A 19,504-nucleotide genomic window follows, 5' to 3' on the forward strand; every position below is an offset into this window, starting at 1 on the left:
AATGCGGTACTTGCGTGGGCAAGTACCGCATTCAGAGGACTAAACGCGGCGGGAGGCGACCATCAGGACCCGCCGCGTCATCAGGTCCTGGTTCCGCAGGGTCTGCTCCAGGCTCGCCCGCAGCTGCGCCGGATCCTGCCCCGATTCAGCGGCCAGTTCCGCCACCCGCGCGAGCGAGAGCTCCACGGTCCGCCGCTGCTTCGCACGCCAGTCCGGTGTCTCCTCATAGGAGAGGACGTCGAATCCCGCCGCTTCCAGCAGCGGCCGGTGGTCGGCCACCTGGGGCGGCCGGTTCACCGGTTGCCCGTCGAAGTCCCAGGTCGTGACGAGCAGCCGCCCGCCGGGCACGAGGATCCGCGCGAACTCCGCGCAGGCACGCCGCTTGTCGGGCGCGAACAACAGCGCGTCGACGCTCATCACCGCCTCGAACGACGCGTCGTCCAGTCCGGTTTCCTGGAAATCGCCGACCAGGAACTCGGTCGCTTCGACGTCCATCAGCTCCGCGCGACGCCGCGCCGAGGCCAGCGCCGTCTCCGCGATGTCGACGCCGGTGAGCGTCGCGTAGGTGCGCGCGGCGACCCACAGCCCGGGACCGCCGCGCCCGCAGCCGATGTCGGCCAGCCGCCCGCCCGGTTCGAGCCGTGCTTCGGCCGCGATGCGGCGCAGGTCCGTCCGGGTCACGAAGCTGTAGGTGTCCAGCTCGGCGGGGTACTCGTCGCCGTACACCTCGGCCCAGATCCGCGCGGACACCGCCGACGCGGGAGCGCCGAACGTCGCCGTGAACGTCGCCTTCCAGTCGGTCATCGCTTACGCGCCCGGAAGACGGTGGTGGTGATCGGCAGGTCGAATTCCCCCGAGGCGGTTTCCGGGTTCCGCTCGAGGAATTCCCGCGCCGTGCGAAGTTTGGCTTCCCGTTCTTCCGCCGAGGCCACCAGCATGTGCGAATGGGTGGCGAGCGTCGCCACCAGGGTCTCCGCGGTCCTGGGGTGTTTGTGGCCGAACGTCTTCTTCTCGAACGGTTCGAAGGCTTCGTGTTCCGGCAGCGATTCGTAGTCACTCAGCCAGCGCCTGCTCATCGATGTCTTGATCAGCGTGTTCAACTCCGCCAGCCACCCGGTCGACTCGTCGTCGTGGTTCCACAGCGCGGCGACGACACCGCCCGGTTTCAGCACCCTGGCCATCTCCGGGTAGGCCCGGTCGAGGTCGAACCAGTGGACGGCCTGGCCGACGACCACGGCGTCCACGGAACCGTCGGGCAGCGGGATCTCCTCGGCCGTCCCGATGAGCGGGGTCACGGAGGGGAGCGCCTTCTTCAGTTGCGCGAGCATCTGGTCGTCCGGCTCCACCGCGGTGACCTCGACGCCCAGCGCGAGCAGCCCTTCGCTGACCTTCCCGGTCCCGGCCGCGAGGTCCAGTACCCGTTCCGGCGTGTGCCGGGCGCCGGCCAGCCCCCAGGCCAGTGCCTTTTCCGGATAGTCCGGCCGATGCGCGGCATAGGCGGCGGCCTTCGCGCCGAACGAGGCGGCGCGGCGTGCGTGCAGTTCGGGTTCGATGCCAGGAGTGGATGAGTTCACGCGATCCAGGTTAATGGAGAGAAAACCGGCCGGTCCGGACCCGGAAAAGGTAATCCGGTTGGCGTAGGGAACCGGCGGGTTCGTACGCTGTGCGCCATGACTGAAATCCCCGCATCCGAGGGCGTGAGCCCCGACGAAGACCTGCCGGAACAGATGCGGGTGCGCCGGGACAAGCGCGACCGGATAATCGCGGAGGGTATCGATCCGTATCCGGTGGAGGTGCCCCGGACGCACTCGCTGGCCGAAGTCCGCGCGAAGCATTCCGGTCTCCCTGTCGACACCGCCACCGGCGAGATCGTCGGCATCACCGGCCGGGTCATGTACATGCGCAATACCGGCAAACTGTGTTTCGCGAGTCTCCGTGAAGGCGACGGCACCGAGTTGCAGGCGATGCTCAGCCTCGCGAAGGTGGGCGAGGACGCGCTCGCGGCGTGGAAGTCCGATGTCGATCTCGGTGATCACGTATTCGTCTCCGGCGAGGTCATCACCTCCAAGCGCGGTGAGCTTTCCGTGATGGCCGACTCGTGGCGGATCACGTCGAAAGCATTGCGCCCGTTGCCCGTGGCGCACAAAGACCTGGCCGAGGAAACGCGGATCCGGCAGCGTTATGTCGATCTGATCGTGCGTCCCAAGGCGCGGGACGTGGTCCGCACCCGGGCCGGTGTGCTGCGTTCCCTGCGTGACTCGTTTCACGGCCGGGGATTCCTCGAGGTGGAGACCCCGATGCTGCAAACGCTGCACGGCGGCGCGGCGGCCAGGCCATTCGTCACGCATTCGAATGCCTTCGACCTCGACCTCTACTTGAGGATCGCGCCGGAGCTGTACCTCAAGCGTTGTGTGGTCGGCGGTATCGAGAAGGTCTTCGAGATCAACCGGAACTTCCGGAACGAGGGCAGCGACTCGTCGCACTCGCCCGAGTTCGCGATGCTCGAGTACTACGAAGCGTATGCGACCTATGACTCCAACGCGGTGATGACGCGTCAGCTCGTCCAGGAGGCGGCGCAGAACGTTCTCGGTACTCAGGTGGTCACTCTCGCCGACGGTTCGGAGTACGACCTGTCCGGCGAGTGGACCACACTCGGAATGTACGAGTCGTTGTCCGAGGCGTTGTCGGAAGAGGTCACTCCCGAGACATCGGCGGACAAGCTGCGTTCCTATGCCGAAGCACGAGAGCTGGAGCTCGACCCGAAGTTAGGCCACGGCAAACTCGTCGAAGAACTTTGGGAACATCTCGTCGGCGATCATCTCCACGAACCTACTTTTGTCCGTGATTTTCCGGTCGAGACATCCCCGCTGACCAGGCAACATCGCAGCAAGCCGGGGGTCGCCGAGAAGTGGGATCTGTACGTGCGCGGATTCGAACTGGCCACCGGATACTCCGAGCTGGTCGATCCCGTCGTGGAGCGTCAGCGGCTGGTGGAACAGGCTCGGCTGGGTGCGCAGGGCGATAGTGAGGCCATGAACCTGGATGAGGATTTCCTCCGAGCGCTGGAGTACGGAATGCCGCCGAGCGGTGGTGTCGGAATGGGGATCGACCGGTTGCTGATGGCGCTGACCGGCCTTGGTATCAGGGAGACCATCCTGTTCCCGCTCGTCCGACCCGAATAACCCGTCCGCGTGACAGAGATACCTCGATCGTTCTCGTAAACAAGATTTGCGTTATGTCTCGGCAGCGGGTATTAATGTCGCTAGACAAAGTCTTCTGTCCGGGGCATGCCCCGTACCAGATCATTCGTGTAAGCCCCCAGCAGGAGGAAACAGATGGCACAGAAGGTGCTCGTCTCGCTCGTCGACGACCTCGACGGCACTGAGGCGGAAGAGACCGTCGAGTTCGGTTTGGACGGTGTGAGCTACCAGATCGACCTTTCCGCGGAAAACGCGGAAGAGCTTCGTGACGCGCTGGCCCAGTATGTGGAGCACGCCCGTCGCGCGGGTGGCCGTAAGCGCACCGCCATTCGTCCGGTCGCCGGTGTGAAGGCCGCCGCCCGTCCCGCGACCGTGGACCGCGAGCAGAACCAGGCCATTCGCGCCTGGGCCCGCAAGAACGGCTTCCAGGTTTCCGACCGCGGACGTATCCCGTCCGAGGTCGTGGAGGCCTACCACAAGAAGAACTGAGGTCTTTCAGACCTGACGGCCGCCGGGAATCCGTTCCCGGCGGCTTTCTTGTTCTTGTACACGGTTCAAGCGGGCGTACTCGGTGGGCGCCCATCCGGTCACGGAGCGGAAATCCCGGATGAAGTGCGCTTGGTCGCTATAGCCCAGCGTGGTCGCCAGTTCCGCGTAGTCCGGCCGTTCCTCGGCGGCGATCCGTGCCGCCGCTTCGTTCAAGCGGTATACCTGAATCGCCCATTTGGGGGCGGCGCCGACATGTTCGGCGAACAGGCGTTGCAGGCTCCGGTGAGACAGGCCCGTCCGGCTTGACAGCTCGCCGACTCTGGTAATGGCCGGATGGGCCGCGATTGTTTCGACCGCGTCGACGGCCGTCCTGGCCGCGGCGGTGAGCACGGGCTCTTTCGTGAGGAGCAGTTCCTCGCACCGGCGGACCATTTCGAAGTCGTTCGTCGCATTCCGTACCGATTCCGTCACTCCTCCGGCGCCGGGGAAGAGATCGGTGAGCGGAACGGAACCGCCGGAGATCATCGAGACCGGACCGCTGAGGAATGCCCGGAAAGCTCCCGGCCGGAATCGCACGCCGATACCGTGGTCCGTGCCGGCGACGGTGTAGTGGAAGGGTCGTTTCCCCGGGCCGAACGCGCCCGCCGCGTCGCGGAAGAATGTGACGTTCACCGCGAGATTGGGCAGAACGACCTGTTCGTGCGGCGGTCGGCCGCTCAGGTCCCAGCGCAGCACCCAGTGGTGGTCGACGAACGGGCGCAGTTCCGGCGTTGGGCGATGCCGGACGAGGCTGAACTTCGCCTCCCGCGCGTTGACGATCCCCGCCGGGATCCGGTGCCCGCTCACCGGCTCAACCTATCCCTGTCGCGTTTCTTCAAGACAGCGCGCCGGGTCCCGTGAACTCATGCCCTCATGTCCGAACACGCTGCCCTGATCGCCCCCGCCGCCGCGGAATTCACCGGAATCCTGCGCGGGATCGGCGAGTCCGGCCTCTCCGCCCGGACCCCGTGCGCCGAATACGACGTCCGCGCGTTGCTGAACCACCTTCTCTACTGGGGTCCCTGGCTCGAAGCAGCCGGGCGCAAGACGGCGCCGCCCGAGGTGTCCACCGGCGAGGCCGAGGCGGACCTCGTCGGCGGCGACTGGCTCGGCGGCATCGAAAAGCAGACCGCGCGCCTCGTGGACGTCTTCGGCGCGCCGGAGGCGTGGCAGGGGCAGACCACCTTCGGGGGAAACCCGATGCCCGCGTCCATGGCGGGGTACATGGTGCTGGACGAGTTCGTCTTCCACGGCTGGGACCTCGCGAGGGCGGCCGGCGCGGAGTTCACCGTCCTCCCCGAAGTCGCCGACGCCGTGTACGCCATCGCGCTGGAGATCGGCGATCAGGCGCGCGCGATGAAGGTGTACGGCGAAGAAGTGGCCGTCGCGGAGGACGCGACGACGTTCGAGCGCGCCCTTGGCGCGACGGGACGTGACCCCGGCTGGAAGCCTTAACGAATTCTCGGGCAACCGCCGCATTCCGATTCCGCGGGAAGCAGATAGTTGAAGCAGCAGCTTTCGCGGTTTCTCGTCCACTCACGGCGTCCGTCGGCTCCCATGGCCAGTGTCAGCTTCGACGGCGACGTCAGCGGCGGGAACCGGGCTTCGAGGACCAAGGCGGCGTCCGCGACGCCGGCGCCCTCGGACTCCGGGGTCCCGCCGAGGCGCCCCGCCGACCACAGCGCGTTGTCGAGCGCGTCCGTGGCGGCCGCCCACAACTGCCGTCGCCCGAGCCTTGTCAGTGGCCCGTAGACGTCGATGAACCGGCTCGCGTGGGCGACGAACCTGCCCCGCAGCACCGTCGCCAGCGCCCGCTCGTCCGGGACCACGACGGCCCGCGGATGCGCCGAGCCCGGATCGGTCGGCAGGCAGTGGAAACCGCGGAGGTCCGGGTCGAGGACGGCGACGGAGTCGGGATGGGGCCGGTCGGCCCCGATCCGGAACGCCAGCGCGGACGGCGCCAGCGACGGCACGCGGCGTCCGTGGTGGAGCAGCATCGCGCCGGCGAGGGCCGGGACGTGCAGGTACCAGGACAGGATCCAGCTCGCCGGGGTCCGCTCGGGGATCACAGGGGCTTCCCGATACGTCTCGGCCAGCCAGCGGGCCAGCCGCTCCCGCCACCGCACGAGCCGCGCCGGATCGCCGAGCAGGTCGCCGCAGCGGACCCAGCCCGGCTCTCCGTCCGGCACGTCTCCGCGGAGCCCGGCGCCCTCCGGCAGCCTGGAGAGCGATACCCGGAGCCCGTCCGGCGGGGACGCGAGAGCGTAGTGTTGTGACACACCGGCCTCCCGTCATTAGGTACGGCTAACCTTACATACGGTCCGTGACTACTCCGGACGGGTGTCCAACCACTGGGCAGACCCTTGTTCGCGCTCAGCGGACAACCCCCGTCCGACGGAATCCGGGCGCGCCTTCGCACGTTGGGCTTGACGTAAAGGTGCAGGGCAACCGGAAGATGAAAGAGCGCACGGCCGGAGAACGGCCGGGGCGCGAACGGGCCGCAATCGGCCGTAGTGGTACGCCAGCGCGACCGCATGGCTACTAGAGTGGTCTCACGGTGCTGAATCCATCGCGGTGAAAGCACGATGGAAACGGGCCGCCGTCGCAGCAGTCGAGGGAGTGCACATGTTTGAGAGGTTCACCGACCGCGCGAGGCGGGTGGTCGTCCTGGCCCAAGAAGAGGCCAGGATGCTCAACCACAACTACATCGGCACCGAGCACATCCTCCTGGGTCTGATCCACGAGGGTGAAGGTGTCGCCGCCAAGGCGCTGGAATCGCTGGGCATCGCGCTGGAGGGCGTCCGCCAGCAGGTCGAGGAGATCATCGGCCAGGGGCAGCAGGCCCCGAGCGGGCACATCCCCTTCACCCCGCGGGCCAAGAAGGTGCTTGAGCTGTCCCTGCGCGAAGCGCTGCAGCTCGGCCACAACTACATCGGCACCGAGCACATCCTGCTCGGGCTCATCCGCGAGGGTGAAGGCGTCGCCGCACAGGTGCTCGTCAAGCTCGGCGCGGACCTCAACCGGGTGCGCCAGCAGGTCCTGCAGCTGCTGTCGGGCTACCAGGGTGGCAAGGAGTCGACCGAGACCGGCTCCGGACGCGGTGAAGGCACCCCGTCGTCGTCGCTGGTGCTCGACCAGTTCGGCCGCAACCTGACCGTGCAGGCCCGCGAAGGCAAGCTCGACCCGGTCATCGGCCGGGGCAAAGAGATCGAGCGGGTCATGCAGGTGCTGTCGCGGCGCACCAAGAACAATCCGGTCCTGATCGGTGAGCCCGGCGTCGGCAAGACCGCCGTCGTCGAGGGGCTCGCGCAGAACATCGTCAAGGGCGAGGTGCCCGAGACGTTGAAGGACAAGCAGCTCTACACCCTCGACCTCGGCTCCCTGGTCGCCGGTTCCCGGTACCGCGGTGACTTCGAAGAGCGCCTCAAGAAGGTGCTCAAGGAGATCAAGACCCGCGGCGACATCATCCTGTTCATCGACGAGCTGCACACGCTCGTCGGCGCGGGTGCCGCCGAGGGCGCGATCGACGCCGCGTCGATCCTGAAGCCGATGCTGGCCCGTGGTGAGCTGCAGACGATCGGCGCGACCACGCTCGAGGAGTACCGCAAGTACATCGAGAAGGACGCCGCGCTGGAGCGCCGCTTCCAGCCGATCCAGGTCGGCGAGCCGTCGCTCGAGCACACGATCGAGATCCTGAAGGGTCTCCGTGACCGGTACGAGGCGCACCACCGCGTCTCGATCACCGACGGCGCGCTGGTGCAGGCGGCCACCCTCGCGGACCGCTACATCAACGACCGCTTCCTCCCGGACAAGGCGATCGACCTGATCGACGAGGCCGGTGCCCGGATGCGCATCCGCCGCATGACCGCGCCGCCGGACCTGCGCGAGTTCGACGAGAAGATCGCCGACGTGCGCAGGGACAAGGAGTCCGCGATAGACGCGCAGGACTTCGAGCGCGCCGCCCGCCTCCGCGACGAGGAGAAGACCCTCCTCGGCCAGAAGGGCGAGCGGGAAAAGCAGTGGAAGGACGGCGACCTCGACGTCGTCGCCGAGGTCGACGAGGAGCAGATCGCCGAGGTCCTCGCCAACTGGACCGGTATCCCGGTGTTCAAGCTCACCGAGGAGGAGACCACGCGTCTGCTCCGCATGGAGGACGAGCTGCACAAGCGGATCATCGGCCAGGAGGACGCGGTCAAGGCCGTCTCCCAGGCGATCCGCCGCACCCGCGCCGGCCTGAAGGACCCGAAGCGCCCCTCCGGCTCGTTCATCTTCGCCGGCCCGTCCGGTGTCGGTAAGACCGAGCTGTCCAAGGCGCTCGCGGCGTTCCTGTTCGGCGAGGACGACGCGCTCATCCAGATCGACATGGGCGAGTTCCACGACCGCTACACCGCTTCGCGGCTCTTCGGTGCCCCTCCGGGCTACGTCGGCTACGAAGAGGGCGGTCAGCTGACCGAGAAGGTGCGGCGCAAGCCGTTCTCGGTGGTGCTGTTCGACGAGATCGAGAAGGCCCACCAGGAGATCTACAACACGCTCCTGCAGGTCCTCGAAGACGGCCGCCTCACCGACGGCCAGGGTCGTACGGTCGACTTCAAGAACACCGTGCTCATCTTCACCTCGAACCTGGGTACCTCGGACATCTCCAAGTCCGTCTCGCTCGGGTTCTCGCAGGGAGGCGACACCGCCAACCGGTACGAGAAGATGAAGCAAAAGGTCAACGAGGAAATGAAGAAGCATTTCCGGCCTGAGTTCCTGAACCGGATCGACGACATCATCGTCTTCCACCAGCTGACCAAGGACCAGATCATCCAGATGGTCGATCTGATGGCGGCCAGGGTCGAGAAGCAGCTCAAGGCCAAGGACATGGAGCTCGAGCTCACGCCCAAGGCCAAGTCGCTGCTCGCCAAGCGCGGCTTCGACCCGGTGCTGGGCGCGCGGCCGCTGCGCCGCACGATCCAGCGCGAGATCGAGGACCAGCTGTCGGAGAAGATCCTGTTCGGCGAGATCCAGGCCGGCCAGATCATCCTGGTCGACGTCGAAGGCTGGAACGACGAAGAGGGCGAGAAGGACGACAAGGCGCACTTCGTCTTCCGCGGCGAAGCCCGGCCCTCCTCGGTCCCGGACGCCCCGCCGGTGAGCATCGGCGCCGGCTCGACCGAAGAGAACGGCGAAGCCGAGGGCGAGTAAGTCCTTTCAGTTCCGGAAGTGCCCGTCGCGGGTTGGCCGCGGCGGGCACTTTCGCGTTCGGGTGCCGTGTCGTCCGTCTGATCACGCGTGTCGTCCCTCTGATCACGCGAGTCGGCCTCCCGATCACGTGAGTTCCGCGCTCAATCACGCGAGTTCGCCTTTCCCGCGCAGAGGGCCTGTGTGCGTGGATGGACGACTCTCGTGATCAGACGGACGACACGCGTGATTGGGCGGACGACACGCGTGATTGGGCGGCGCACTCGCGTGATCAGAGGCGGAACTCGCGTGATCGGGGGGCGTGAGACGATGCCCTCGGGTCCGGGAGGGGGTCAGGTGGACGTTCTGGCGATCGATTTCGGTACCTCCAGCACGGTGGGGGTGCTTTCGATCCACGGCAGGGGGACGCAGGTCGTCGAGATCGACGGGTCGGTGACGATGTCGTCCGCGATCTACGTCGACAAGGACGGCACGGTCTTCGTCGGTCGTGACGCCGAACGCCGGGCCCGGCTGGATCCGAGCCGGTTCGAGGCGAATCCGAAGCGGCGCATCGACGAGGGCGCGCTCCAGCTCGGTGACGTCTCGCTCCCCATCGCCGACGCCTTCGCCGCGGTCCTGCGCCGGGTCGGCGAAGAGGCCGAGCTGCTCCTCCAGCGTCCGCCCGCCCAGGTGCGCATCTCGCATCCTGCGGGCTGGGGCCCGGATCGCAAGCAGATCCTCCGCGACGCCGCGCTCAAGGCCGGTTTCGGGACGACGATGCTCATTCCCGAGCCGGTCGCCGCCGCCGCGCATTACGCCTCCCTCGGCAACGGTCACCGGCCGCCCGGTCCGATCGCGGTGTACGACCTCGGGGCGGGCACCTTCGACTGCGCGGTGGTCGGTGTCAGCGCACAGGGGTTCGCCGTGCTGGCCGAGGACGGGCTGCCCGATCTCGGCAGTCTCGACATCGACCAGGCGCTGCTGGTGCACATCGGCCGCGAGGTTTCGCATTCCGAACCCGCGCGCTGGCAACGGATCCTGCGCCCGCAGTCGGTCAGCGACCGCCGGACGCGCCGGTCGTTGCTGCAGGACGTCCGTGACGCCAAGGAAAGCCTGTCCCGCCATCAGCAGACCGAGATCCCGATGCCGGAGCCGTTCGGCGACGTGCGGGTGACGCGGACGGAGCTCGAGGCGCTCGTCCGGCCGAGTTTCCTGCGCAGCGCCGAGCTTCTGGCCACCACGATCCGCCGCGCCGGGCTGTCCCCGGACCGGCTCGGTGGCGTCTACCTCGTCGGCGGGCCGAGCCGGATGCCGTTGCTGGCGAGTCTGCTGGCGAATCAGCTCAGGATCGCGCCGACGACGCAGGATCAGCCGGAGACGGCGGTCGCGTTCGGGCTGCTCCACGTGCCGGCCGGTGGCGAGGACTCCCAGTTGACCGTGCCCGCCTTCGCGCCGGTCGCGCCGCCGGTGCGGCAGCAGGCGGCGCCACAACAACCGCCGCGGCGCCCGCAGCCCCCGCGCTGGACGCCGCCGCCACCACCGCCGGGCCGGAACTGGCAGAAGCCCACGACCTACGGCGTCATCGTGCTCGCTCTCGCGGCGATCGTGACGACGATCGTCCTGCTCAGCGGCGGCGGAGACGAGCCGGTCGCCGGACCGGCGCTGGCGAAACCGGGCGGCTGCGATCAGCCGGGTGCGAAGGACGCGCAGGGATTCACGGACTGTCTCCGCCGGATCGCCGCCGTCATCCCGCAGCGGGACGAGTGCCGGGACGCGCCGGACGCCGCCGCCACGGTGGGTGCGGCGTCGGCGGTCACCTGCGTCTTCAAGGACGACAAGGGATCGAACGCGATCAACTACTACCAGGGCGTCGCGATGACCGGCCTGGAGGACGGCGTCCGGCAGCGCATGACCAAGGGCAAGCCCGCGGAGGGCACCTGGGCGGCAGACGGGCTCCGGGGGCGCTACTTGGCGGGCGTGGGCGCGCGAAGTGGCATCGTGCTTTTCGGGACCGAAGACGCGCCGTTGAGCGCGATGCTCGTCTCGACCCGCAACGACGGCTCCGCGCGGACGACGGCGGAGATGGTCGAGTTCTTCACAACGCAGCTCAAGCCTTGATCAGTGCAGGGTGCCCGCCGGGATCGAAAGATCCTCGGTCACCGAAAGCGCGGTCTCCACGATGATCTCCAGCGCCTCGGCGGCGCGGTGCACGGCCAGGCTCGGCGCGGTCGTCCGCGCCGCCTGCTCGGGCGTGTACGGCACGTGCACGAAACCGCCGCGTACCCCGGGGAAGTCGTTGTCCAGCAAGTGCATCAGGCCGTAGAAGACCTGGTTGCACACGTACGTCCCGGCGGTGTGCGAGACCGACGCCGGAAGCCCGGCGGCCTTGATCCCGGTGACACACGCCTTCACCGGCAGCGTGGTGAAGTACGCGTTGGGCCCGCCGGGGATCACCGGGACGTCGACGGGCTGCGAGCCCGCGTTGTCCGGGATGCGGGCGTCGATCAGGTTGATCGCGACCCGCTCCGGGGTGACGTCGGGACGCCCGCCCGCCTGTCCGACGCAGATCACCAGTTCCGGGCGGTATTCGTCGATCGCGTCGCGCAAGGTGACCAGCGAACGCGAGAAAACGCACGGAAGCTCGACGGCGACGGTGTCGTGCCGACGGCCGGTGAGCAGGGAAACCGCCTGCCAGGACGGGTTCACCCGCTCACCGCCGAACGGTTCGAAACCGGTGAGGAGCACTGACGTCATGCCCTCACCCTAACGTGTGACGCCCCTCAGGCGGCCGGCTTGAGATCCCCCGGGTAGAGGTACTCGGGCGCCGGCTTGGTGTTGCCGTAGAACCAAGCGTCGAAGAAGCCCTGGAGGTTCTTGTGCGCGACGCGTTCGGCGAACTTCTGGAACTCCGGCAGGCTCGCGTTGTCGTCGCGGTGGATGGCGGGCCACGTCTTCAGGATGCGGTCGAACGGCGCGGCGCCGATGTAGTTCTTCAGCGCGTGCAGGGCCACCGGGCCCTTCGAGTAGACGTACGTGAACTCGTTGCCGGGCCCCATGTCGTACAGCTTCCCGGCCCAGAAGCGGTCCGTCGCCTTCTGCACGGCGGTCAGGTAACGCGCCTTGAGGTCCTGGCCCGACTTCGCCTCCGACCACAGCCATTCCGCGTACGAGGCGAAGCATTCGTTGAGGCAGACGTCCTTCCACTTGTCGACGGCGACCGAGTCGCCCCACCACTGGTGGGCGTTCTCGTGCACGATTGTCGGTACGTTGCCCGCCGCGCCCGAGTAGATCGGCCTGCTCAGCGTCTCCAGCGAGAACCCGATCGGCTCGGCGAGGAAGATACCGCCCGCCGCGTCCACCGGGTAGCGCCCGAACTTCGACGCCAGGAAGTCGATGATCTCCGGCAGCCGCGCCTCGGCCTGCTTGGTCGACGCGGGGGTGCCGGGGGCGTAGGCGTTGACGACCGGGGTGCCGTCGGACAGCTTCGTCCGCTCGAACTCCCATTTGTCGATCGCGACCGTCGTCATGTACGGCACGGCCGGGGTCTCTTCGGCCCAGACGTACGTGGTGTTCTTCCCCGAAGCGAACTTCCCGCGCTCGCGGCCGTTCGAGATGACGCCCCATTCCGAGGGAACGGTGACGGCGAGGTGGAAGGTCGCCTTGTCCCGCGGGGTGTCGTTGACCGGGTACCAGGTGGTCGCGGACCTCGGCTCGCCCGCGACGAACGCACCGCCGGATTTCGCGTACTGCCAGCCGTTCTCGCCCAGCGCCGGATCTTCGATCGGCTGCGGGACGCCGTGGTAGACGATCTCGGCGGTGAACCGCTCGTGGTTCCGCAGCGGACGCGCCGGGGTGATCACGAGCTCGTGGTCACCGGTCCGGGTGAAGGTCGCCTTCCGCCCGCCGACCTTGACCGAGTCGACGGTCAGCCCGTGCAGGTCGAGGTTGAACGTGCTCAGCGCCTGGGTGGCGCGGCCGGTGATCGTCTGGAGGCCGGTGAGCTGCTTGGTGGCGGGCTCGTAGCCGATTTTCAGGTTGTAGTCGGCGACGTCGTAGCCGCCGTTGCCGTCCTGTGGGTAGTAGCTGTCGCCCGCGCCGTCGGCGCCGGGTTTCCCGGTGTCGGCGAGGGCGGTCCCGCCGCCGAGGACACTCGCGGCCAGAACGGCGGCGATGACGGCCGTACTCCGGTACCTCATTCACGCTCCCAGTCGATCGGCTGTGACTCGGTCACGAACGTAGCGCCGCGACCTCGGCCGTCCGCCCGGAAAGATCCTTCGTGCCCGGATAATCCCCACTTCCGTCGCTTGATCGGGGTCCGGAGTTCGACAGCGCGCTCCGAGAGACACAGCCTGACTGGGGTAAGCGTTCGCGGCTTCTGGAAAGCTGGGGGTCGTGCGTGTGACGCTGCTGGGCCCGGTCGGAGCGGAGGCCGGTGACGGCACCCCGGTCGACATCGGCGGTGCCCGCCTCCGCATGCTCTTGGCCAGGCTCGCGCTGGAGCCCGGACGCGCTGTGCCCGCCGCGGCCCTCGTCGACGGTCTTTGGGGCGCGGAGCCGCCCGCCGACGCGGCGAACGCGCTGCAGTCCCTGGTCTCGCGGTTGCGCAAGGTCCTGCGTGCCGAAGACGTCGCCCTCGACTCGGGCCCCGGCGGTTACCGGCTGGACGTCGCCCGCGAGGACGTCGACGTGGTCCGCTTCGAGCGCTTGGCCGCAGAGGGCCGAACGGAGCTGGCGGCGGGACGGGACGCCGGTGCGGCCGCGGTCCTCGCCGAAGCGCTCGGGCTCTGGCGTGGTCAGGCGCTGTCCGACGTGCTCGATGCCCCGTTCGCGCAGGCGCCGGCGACCCGGCTGGAGGACCTGCGGCTCGAAGCCGCCGAAGACCGTTTCGAGGCGGAGATCCGGCTGGGCGGGCACGACCGGGTGCTCGCGGATCTCAAGGAGGCGGCCACGCGGCACCCGCTGCGTGAACGGCTCGCCGGGCTGTGGATCCGGGCGCTGTGCGCGGCGGACCGGCAGCCCGACGCCCTCGCCGTCTACGAGGAGGTCCGGGCGGCGCTGGCCGATCAGCTCGGCGTCGACCCGTCGGCCGAGCTCCGGGAGATCCATCTCGCCGCGTTGCGCGGTGAACTCGGCCCGCCGCTCGCGGCCACCGATCACCTCCCGGTCCGGCTGACCAGTTTCGTCGGCCGTGACGACGAGTTGAAGCTGGTCGCCGAACTTCTCTCGGGTGCGCGGCTGGTGACGCTCGTCGGGCCCGGCGGCGCGGGGAAGACGCGGCTGGCCACCGAGGTCGCGACGCGGCATCCGGCGCACGCGCGCGGACGCGTCTGGTTCGTGCCGCTCGCCGGTGTCCGCGACCCGGGAGACCTGCCCGGCGCGGTGTTCGCCGCGCTGGAGCTGTGGGATCTCGGTCTTTCGCACGGTGGCGACCCGATGCGCCGCCCGGTGGACGCGCTGGCCAGGGCCGTGGAGACGCTCGGGGCCGGTGAATCGGTGCTGGTGCTGGACAACTGCGAACATCTGGTCGACGCGGCCGCGGAGCTGGCGAACACCCTGTTGCGCCGCGTGCCGACTCTGCGCGTGCTCGCGACGAGCCGGGAAGCGCTGGCCATCGACGGCGAAACGCTGTGCCCGCTCGGTCCGCTGTCCGTCCCGGAAGGCACGCCGACCGTTTCCCAGGCGGCCGAGGCGGGCGCGATCCGGCTGTTCGTCGACCGGGCGGTGGCCGTCCGCCCGGACTTCGTCCTCGATGAGTCCACTGTGGACGGTGTCGCCCAGATCTGCCGCAGGCTGGACGGGATGCCGTTGGCGCTGGAACTGGCCGCCGCGCGCCTGCGGTCGATGACCGTCGCGCAGATCTCGCGGCGCCTCGACGACCGGTTCCGCCTGCTGACCTCCGGCAGCCGGACCGCGTTGCCCCGGCAGCGCACGCTGCGGGCCGTCGTCGAGTGGAGCTGGGACCTGCTCGACGACGCCGAACGCGTGCTCGCCAGGCGACTGTCGGTCTTCGGGGCCGGCGCCGAGGTGGAAGCGATCGAAAGCGTTTGCGCCGGTGACGGCCTGCTCGCCGAAGACGTCCTGTACGTCCTCGGCTCGCTCGTTGAGAAGTCCATTGTGGACGCCATCGCCGGAGACCACGGCGAGCCGCGATACCGCATGCTGGAGACCATCCGCGCCTACGCGGCGGAACGTCTCGATGAAGTCCAAGAGCGGGAACAGCTGACGAAGGCCTATCACCGCTACTACGTCCAGCTCGTCGAACGGCTGGAGCCGATGCTGCGAACGGCGGATCAGCTGATCGCCATCTCGCGCTACGACGCGGAGCACGGCAACATCGTGACGGCGCTCCGGCAAGCCATCGACGCCGGCGACGTGGCAATGGCGACGCGGTTGTTCGGCGGGACCTTCTGGTACTGGCTGGTCAAGGGCGACAGCGACCGGGGCGAGTCCTTCGTCGACGAAGTGCTCACCTTCGGAGACCGCCTGGAGGACGACTTCGCGGCCGCGTTCCGGGCGATGCGGGCGATCACCGGCATGGTGCCGGGCGTCGGCGATCCCGAGGCCGTGCGGGAGCTCGTCGACGACTGTGTGCGGACGAACGCGTACACCCGGTTCGCCGGGCTGGCGATCGGCCTGCCCATGCTGGCCTTCTTCAGCCAGAACAAGGAACTCGCGCGCCGCGAGGTCGAGCGGGCGCTGGCGAGCCCGGACCCGTGGGCCAGGTCGGCGGGGTCGTGGGCACAGAGTTTCCTGCTCGCCGACGACGGCGACCCCGAGGGCGCGGAGCGGGCAAGGGACAGGGCCTACGAGGGGTTCACGGCCGTGGGCGACCGCTGGGGCACCGCGATGGCCGTGGGCATGAAGGCGAGCGACATCTCGATGTCGGGCGATCACGAGGCCGCGATCGCGCTGTACCGGCGAGGTCTCGCCCTCGCGCTCGAACTGGGCTCGCAGGACGACGTGATCCAGCAGCGCTGGCGGCTCGCGACAGAGTACGCGCGGGCCGGGGACATCGAGACGGCGATGCGCGAGATGCGCGACGCGGAGCGCTACGCGATCGACACGGGAAACGACCAGCTCGCGGTGATGGTGCTGGTGGGCAAGGCCGATCTGCTCAGCCGCGCCGGGCGGATCGACGAGGCACGCGCGGTCGGCGCCCGGTTCCGCGAGCGGATGGCGACGGTGCCGATGCCGGGCCTGTTCGGCGACGAGTTCGGCGGGTACATCGACACCGAGATCGCGCTGGCCGCCGGAGATCTGGACGGTGCCGAGCGCGGGGCCGCGGTGGTCGTGAAGTCGACCGCGGAGCGCGGTGACATGGCCGACCTCGGCCGGATCGTGGAGGTCTGCGGCCTGATCCGGTTCCGGCAGGAGAAGCCCGAGGCGGCTGTGCGGCTGCTCGGCGCGGCGAAGCTCCTGCGCGGCAGGCTGGACCTGGGGGAGCCCGGCATCCGGCAGCTCATCGACGATCTCCGCGAGCATTTCGGCGAGGAGCGCTACGAAGAGCTCCTCGTCCAGGACGCCGGCCTGACCCGAGCCGACCTGGTCTCCTGGGTCTGTCAGGAAGCGAGCGCGTGAAGGCCCCCTTCCCTCGGCTGAGCCGAAGGAAGGGGGCCTTCACGCGCGTTCCCCCTGACCCCCGTCAGACGCGCTTCCGATAAGCCCAAGTGGCGAGCGGGAAGAAGACCGCGACCGCGGCCGCCATCCAGATCAGCGAACCGGTCAGCGGACCGGCGATCGGCCCGCCGTTCATCAGCCCGCGCAGGACGTCGGACATCTGCGTCACCGGGCTGATGTCGGCCCACGCCTTCAGCCAGCCGGGCATGGTGCCGGTCGGGACGAAGACGTTGCTGCCGAAGGTCAGCGGCATCAGCACCACGAACATCAGGCCCTGCACCGCGCCGGGGCTCTTCACCAGCATCCCGACGAACACCGAGGCCCAGCAGAACGCCAGCGCGAACGCGATGACGAGCACGATCGCCAGCGCGAATTCGGCCGGTCCGGTCTGGACGCGGTAGCCCATGATCGTCGCGACGACCATCAGCACGACCAGGCACACCAGGTACCGCACGATATCGGCCAGTACGGCGCCGATCAGCGGCGCTGACCTGGCGATCGGCATCGCGCGGAACCGGTCGAACACGCCCTTGGTGACGTCGGTGTTCAGCTGGACGCCGACGGTCATGCTGGCCTGCAGGATGTTGAACACCATGATGCCGGGCACGATCATCTGGAGGTAACCCTCGGTGCTGCCCATGATCGCGCCACCGAACAGGTAGACGAACATGACCAGGAAGATGATCGGCGCGATGGTGACGTCGGCCAGCTGCTCCGGGTTCTTGCGGATCTTCAGGATGCCGCGCCAGGCAAGGGAAAGCCCGTGCCGCACGCTGCTCGACGGTGAGACGCGCCGTGGTGGTGCGGGCATCGCGATGGTCGTCATACCAGGCTCCCTTCCGGAGTCGTGTCCTTTGTGGACTCATCGGTCTTCTTGCCGGTCAGCGCGAGGAACACCTCGTCGAGGCTGGGCAGCCGCAGCGCCAGCTCGTCCGCGGTGATCCCGGCCTCGTCGAGCTTGCGGACCAACGTGGACAGCAGGACCGGGTCGGCGACGGGCGCGGTGAGCAGCCCGGTGTCGTCGTCCCGGTTCGGCCGGGCCCCGGTGAGCCCGGTCAGGATGCGCTCGACGGCGTCGAGGTCGGCGAGCGCGGACGGCCGGACCTGCAGCGTCTGGCCGCCGGTCCGCCGCTTGAGCTCGTCGGCGCGCCCGTTCGCCACGACGTGCCCGTGGTCGAACACGGTGATCGTGTCGGCCAGCTGGTCGGCCTCCTCCAGGTACTGCGTCGTGAGCAGCACCGTCGTGCCGTCGGCGACCAGCGTGCGGACCACGGCCCAGACCTCGTTGCGGGCGTGCGGGTCGAGCCCGGTGGTCGGCTCGTCCAGGTAGAGCACCTTGGGACGGCCGACCAGGCTCGCGGCGAGGTCGAGCCGCCGCCGCATTCCGCCCGAGTAGGTCTTGATCGCGCGTCCGGCGGCGTCGGTCAGTTCGAACCGCTCCAGCAGGTCGGCCGCGCGCTTCTTCGCGTCCGCCCTCGAGAACTCCAGGAGCCTGCCGATCAGGACGAGGTTCTCCGTACCGGAAAGGTCCTCGTCGACCGACGCGTACTGCCCGGTCAGCCCGATCATGCTCCGGACCGCCATCGGGTTCTTGACGACGTCGTATCCGAAGACGCTCGCGTGGCCGCGGTCCGGCCGGATCAAGGTGGCCAGGATCCGGACGGCGGTCGTCTTCCCCGCGCCGTTCGGCCCCAGCACCCCGACCACCTTGCCCGCCGGGACCTCCAGATCGACCCCGTCGAGCGCCTTCGTCTCCCCATAGTGTTTGACCAGGCCCTCGGCCCTGATCGCGTGAGTCATCGTTTCCTCCTGTGGATCTCGCCCCGTGGACAAAGGTGCACCCCGGGCCTGGCAGACCGCGCACAGCGCGCTGGCAGCGGCTGACAGGACCTGATAAGCGCTGGTAGACGCGGCGTGAGGAGGTTGTGAAGGTGTTGTGGAGACGGCCGCCACGACGCTCATGATCGGCATACTCGACGGCATGGTGATCGAAGAGCGCGTGGCGCCCCACGGCGCCGGGCGGAAGCTGGTCAGCGGGCTGCTCGTCGCGGCGGTCGTGCCGTTCGCGGTGCTGACGGCGTTGCGGCTGGTGGGCTACGACGGCAACACGTACACGATCGCGGCGCTCGCGCTCACGCCGTACGCCGGGATCGCGACGCTGATCCTCGGGGTCCTCGCGCTGGGGCTGCGCCGCTGGTGGACCGGGGTGGTCGCGCTGGTGCTGACCTGCACGATCACGTCCCTGGTCCTGCCGCGGGCGTTCGCCAACGAGCAGAAGGCGCTGGACGGGAAACACGTGCGCGTGCTGGCGTCGAACATGCTCGGCGGGCAGGCGGAAGCGGCGAAGATCGTCGGCTACGTGAAGGAGCACAGGGTCGACGTCCTGAGCCTGACCGAGATGACACCCGAGGCGATCGACGGGCTCGAACGGGCCGGGTTGTTCCAGGTCCTGCCGTACCACGTGCTACACCCGGCCAAGTGGGCGTCGGGTTCCGGGCTGGTGTCGAGGTATCCGCTCACGCCGTTGACGCTGAGCGGCAATTCGGACTACAAGCAGCCCAGCGCGAGCGTGGACCTCGGCGACGGCGTCCGAATCGAAGTCGTCGCGGTCCATCCGGCGGCGCCGATGTGGGACCGGCACGCGTGGGTCGACGAAGCCAAGGACCTGCCGTACGCCGACGCCGAGCACGACATCCGGATCCTGGCGGGCGATTTCAACGCGAGTCTCGATCACGCGCTCTTCCGTGAGCTGCTGACCAGGGGATATGTGGACGCGGCCGATCAGCTGGGGAAGGCGTTGGCGGGGACGTGGACGAACGGGATGGTGCCGCGGGTGCCGATCGACCATGTGCTGGCGGACAAACGGACGGCCATCGCGGATTTCGAGGTGCTGGAGATGCCCGGTAGCGATCACGACGCCGTCTACGCGGAAATCGTCCTGCCCTGAGGGAGTTGGCCCGGAGGCCTTGACGCGCGGCCGGAGTCCGTGAAGGCCTCCT

The 19,504-nt window shown here is 68.7% G+C and carries 15 protein-coding genes; 7 read left to right on the forward strand and 8 right to left on the reverse strand.

Features of this window, described 5'->3' with window-relative positions; translation table 11 throughout:
* Window positions 1–39 precede the first annotated feature (39 nt).
* Window positions 40–804 carry a class I SAM-dependent methyltransferase gene (locus ACLJQ7_RS09955; RefSeq protein ID WP_410647799.1) on the reverse strand — a complete coding sequence of 255 codons (765 nt, stop codon included), beginning with the start codon at window positions 802–804 and terminating at the stop codon, window positions 40–42.
* Window positions 801–1,574: a methyltransferase domain-containing protein gene (locus tag ACLJQ7_RS09960; RefSeq protein WP_410647800.1), complete on the reverse strand. Its 774-nt coding sequence runs from the start codon at window positions 1,572–1,574 to the stop codon at window positions 801–803. Before ACLJQ7_RS09960 ends, ACLJQ7_RS09955 begins: the two co-directional genes overlap by 4 nt.
* Window positions 1,575–1,670: 96 nt before the next feature.
* Between ACLJQ7_RS09960 and lysS the strand changes: the two genes are divergently transcribed.
* Together lysS and ACLJQ7_RS09970 are read left to right on the forward strand one after the other, a co-directional pair.
* On the forward strand, window positions 1,671–3,182 hold the full coding sequence (lysS, locus tag ACLJQ7_RS09965) for a lysine--tRNA ligase (protein WP_410647801.1): 1,512 nt from the start codon (window positions 1,671–1,673) through the stop codon (window positions 3,180–3,182).
* Between the two features lie 153 nt (window positions 3,183–3,335).
* A complete protein-coding gene (locus tag ACLJQ7_RS09970; protein ID WP_005165380.1) occupies window positions 3,336–3,689 on the forward strand; it encodes a histone-like nucleoid-structuring protein Lsr2 in 354 nt (117 codons plus the stop codon).
* A 6-nt stretch (window positions 3,690–3,695) separates the two neighbouring features.
* Here the strand turns inward: ACLJQ7_RS09970 and ACLJQ7_RS09975 are convergent, their stop codons facing one another.
* Entirely contained in the window at window positions 3,696–4,535 is an 840-nt protein-coding gene (locus ACLJQ7_RS09975) for a DUF6597 domain-containing transcriptional factor (protein WP_410647802.1), read from the reverse strand.
* Between the two features lie 66 nt (window positions 4,536–4,601).
* Between ACLJQ7_RS09975 and ACLJQ7_RS09980 the strand changes: the two genes are divergently transcribed.
* Entirely contained in the window at window positions 4,602–5,183 is a 582-nt protein-coding gene (locus ACLJQ7_RS09980; RefSeq protein ID WP_410647804.1) for a TIGR03086 family metal-binding protein, read from the forward strand.
* On the opposite strand, the gene ACLJQ7_RS09985 is transcribed toward ACLJQ7_RS09980, so the two are convergent.
* Window positions 5,180–6,007 (reverse strand): (2Fe-2S)-binding protein, encoded by an 828-nt coding sequence (locus tag ACLJQ7_RS09985; protein ID WP_410647805.1) that lies wholly within the window; start codon window positions 6,005–6,007, stop codon window positions 5,180–5,182. The two genes, ACLJQ7_RS09980 and ACLJQ7_RS09985, sit on opposite strands and share 4 nt — an antisense overlap.
* A 346-nt stretch (window positions 6,008–6,353) precedes the next feature.
* On the opposite strand from ACLJQ7_RS09985, the gene ACLJQ7_RS09990 reads away from it, so the two are divergent.
* Entirely contained in the window at window positions 6,354–8,912 is a 2,559-nt protein-coding gene (locus tag ACLJQ7_RS09990; RefSeq protein WP_410647806.1) for an ATP-dependent Clp protease ATP-binding subunit, read from the forward strand.
* 333 nt (window positions 8,913–9,245) lie between these two features.
* Window positions 9,246–11,006 (forward strand): Hsp70 family protein, encoded by a 1,761-nt coding sequence (locus ACLJQ7_RS09995; RefSeq protein ID WP_410647808.1) that lies wholly within the window; start codon window positions 9,246–9,248, stop codon window positions 11,004–11,006.
* Here ACLJQ7_RS09995 and pcp read toward each other — a convergent pair whose 3' ends face one another.
* Window positions 11,007–11,642, reverse strand: a complete 636-nt coding sequence (gene pcp, locus ACLJQ7_RS10000) for a pyroglutamyl-peptidase I (protein ID WP_410647809.1) — start codon at window positions 11,640–11,642, stop codon at window positions 11,007–11,009.
* A 26-nt stretch (window positions 11,643–11,668) separates the two neighbouring features.
* Window positions 11,669–13,084 (reverse strand): M1 family metallopeptidase, encoded by a 1,416-nt coding sequence (locus ACLJQ7_RS10005; protein WP_410647810.1) that lies wholly within the window; start codon window positions 13,082–13,084, stop codon window positions 11,669–11,671.
* 196 nt (window positions 13,085–13,280) lie between these two features.
* On the opposite strand from ACLJQ7_RS10005, the gene ACLJQ7_RS10010 reads away from it, so the two are divergent.
* Window positions 13,281–16,466, forward strand: a complete 3,186-nt coding sequence (locus ACLJQ7_RS10010; protein WP_410647812.1) for a BTAD domain-containing putative transcriptional regulator — start codon at window positions 13,281–13,283, stop codon at window positions 16,464–16,466.
* A 64-nt stretch (window positions 16,467–16,530) separates the two neighbouring features.
* On the opposite strand, the gene ACLJQ7_RS10015 is transcribed toward ACLJQ7_RS10010, so the two are convergent.
* Window positions 16,531–17,331, reverse strand: coding sequence for an ABC transporter permease (locus ACLJQ7_RS10015; RefSeq protein ID WP_410647813.1), 801 nt, complete (start codon window positions 17,329–17,331; stop codon window positions 16,531–16,533).
* A complete protein-coding gene (locus tag ACLJQ7_RS10020) occupies window positions 17,328–18,305 on the reverse strand; it encodes an ATP-binding cassette domain-containing protein (RefSeq protein ID WP_410647814.1) in 978 nt (325 codons plus the stop codon). Before ACLJQ7_RS10020 ends, ACLJQ7_RS10015 begins: the two co-directional genes overlap by 4 nt.
* A 136-nt stretch (window positions 18,306–18,441) precedes the next feature.
* On the opposite strand from ACLJQ7_RS10020, the gene ACLJQ7_RS10025 reads away from it, so the two are divergent.
* On the forward strand, window positions 18,442–19,452 hold the full coding sequence (locus ACLJQ7_RS10025; RefSeq protein WP_410647815.1) for an endonuclease/exonuclease/phosphatase family protein: 1,011 nt from the start codon (window positions 18,442–18,444) through the stop codon (window positions 19,450–19,452).
* The last annotated feature ends 52 nt before the right edge of the window (window positions 19,453–19,504 follow it).

This window comes from Amycolatopsis sp. cmx-4-54, assembly GCF_046548895.1.
Classification (GTDB): Bacteria; Actinomycetota; Actinomycetes; order Mycobacteriales; family Pseudonocardiaceae; genus Amycolatopsis.

Bases quoted from the DNA above. Each gene is read 5' to 3' on its own strand.
- ACLJQ7_RS09955 (WP_410647799.1), bottom strand. From the start codon at position 804: ATGACCGACTGGAAGGCGACGTTCACGGCGACGTTCGGCGCTCCCGCG.
- lysS (WP_410647801.1), top strand. From the start codon at position 1,671: ATGACTGAAATCCCCGCATCCGAGGGCGTGAGCCCCGACGAAGACCTG.
- ACLJQ7_RS09970 (WP_005165380.1), top strand. From the start codon at position 3,336: ATGGCACAGAAGGTGCTCGTCTCGCTCGTCGACGACCTCGACGGCACT.
- ACLJQ7_RS09980 (WP_410647804.1), top strand. From the start codon at position 4,602: ATGTCCGAACACGCTGCCCTGATCGCCCCCGCCGCCGCGGAATTCACC.
- ACLJQ7_RS09990 (WP_410647806.1), top strand. From the start codon at position 6,354: ATGTTTGAGAGGTTCACCGACCGCGCGAGGCGGGTGGTCGTCCTGGCC.
- pcp (WP_410647809.1), bottom strand. From the start codon at position 11,642: ATGACGTCAGTGCTCCTCACCGGTTTCGAACCGTTCGGCGGTGAGCGG.
- ACLJQ7_RS10005 (WP_410647810.1), bottom strand. From the start codon at position 13,084: ATGAGGTACCGGAGTACGGCCGTCATCGCCGCCGTTCTGGCCGCGAGT.
- ACLJQ7_RS10015 (WP_410647813.1), bottom strand. From the start codon at position 17,331: ATGACGACCATCGCGATGCCCGCACCACCACGGCGCGTCTCACCGTCG.
- ACLJQ7_RS10020 (WP_410647814.1), bottom strand. From the start codon at position 18,305: ATGACTCACGCGATCAGGGCCGAGGGCCTGGTCAAACACTATGGGGAG.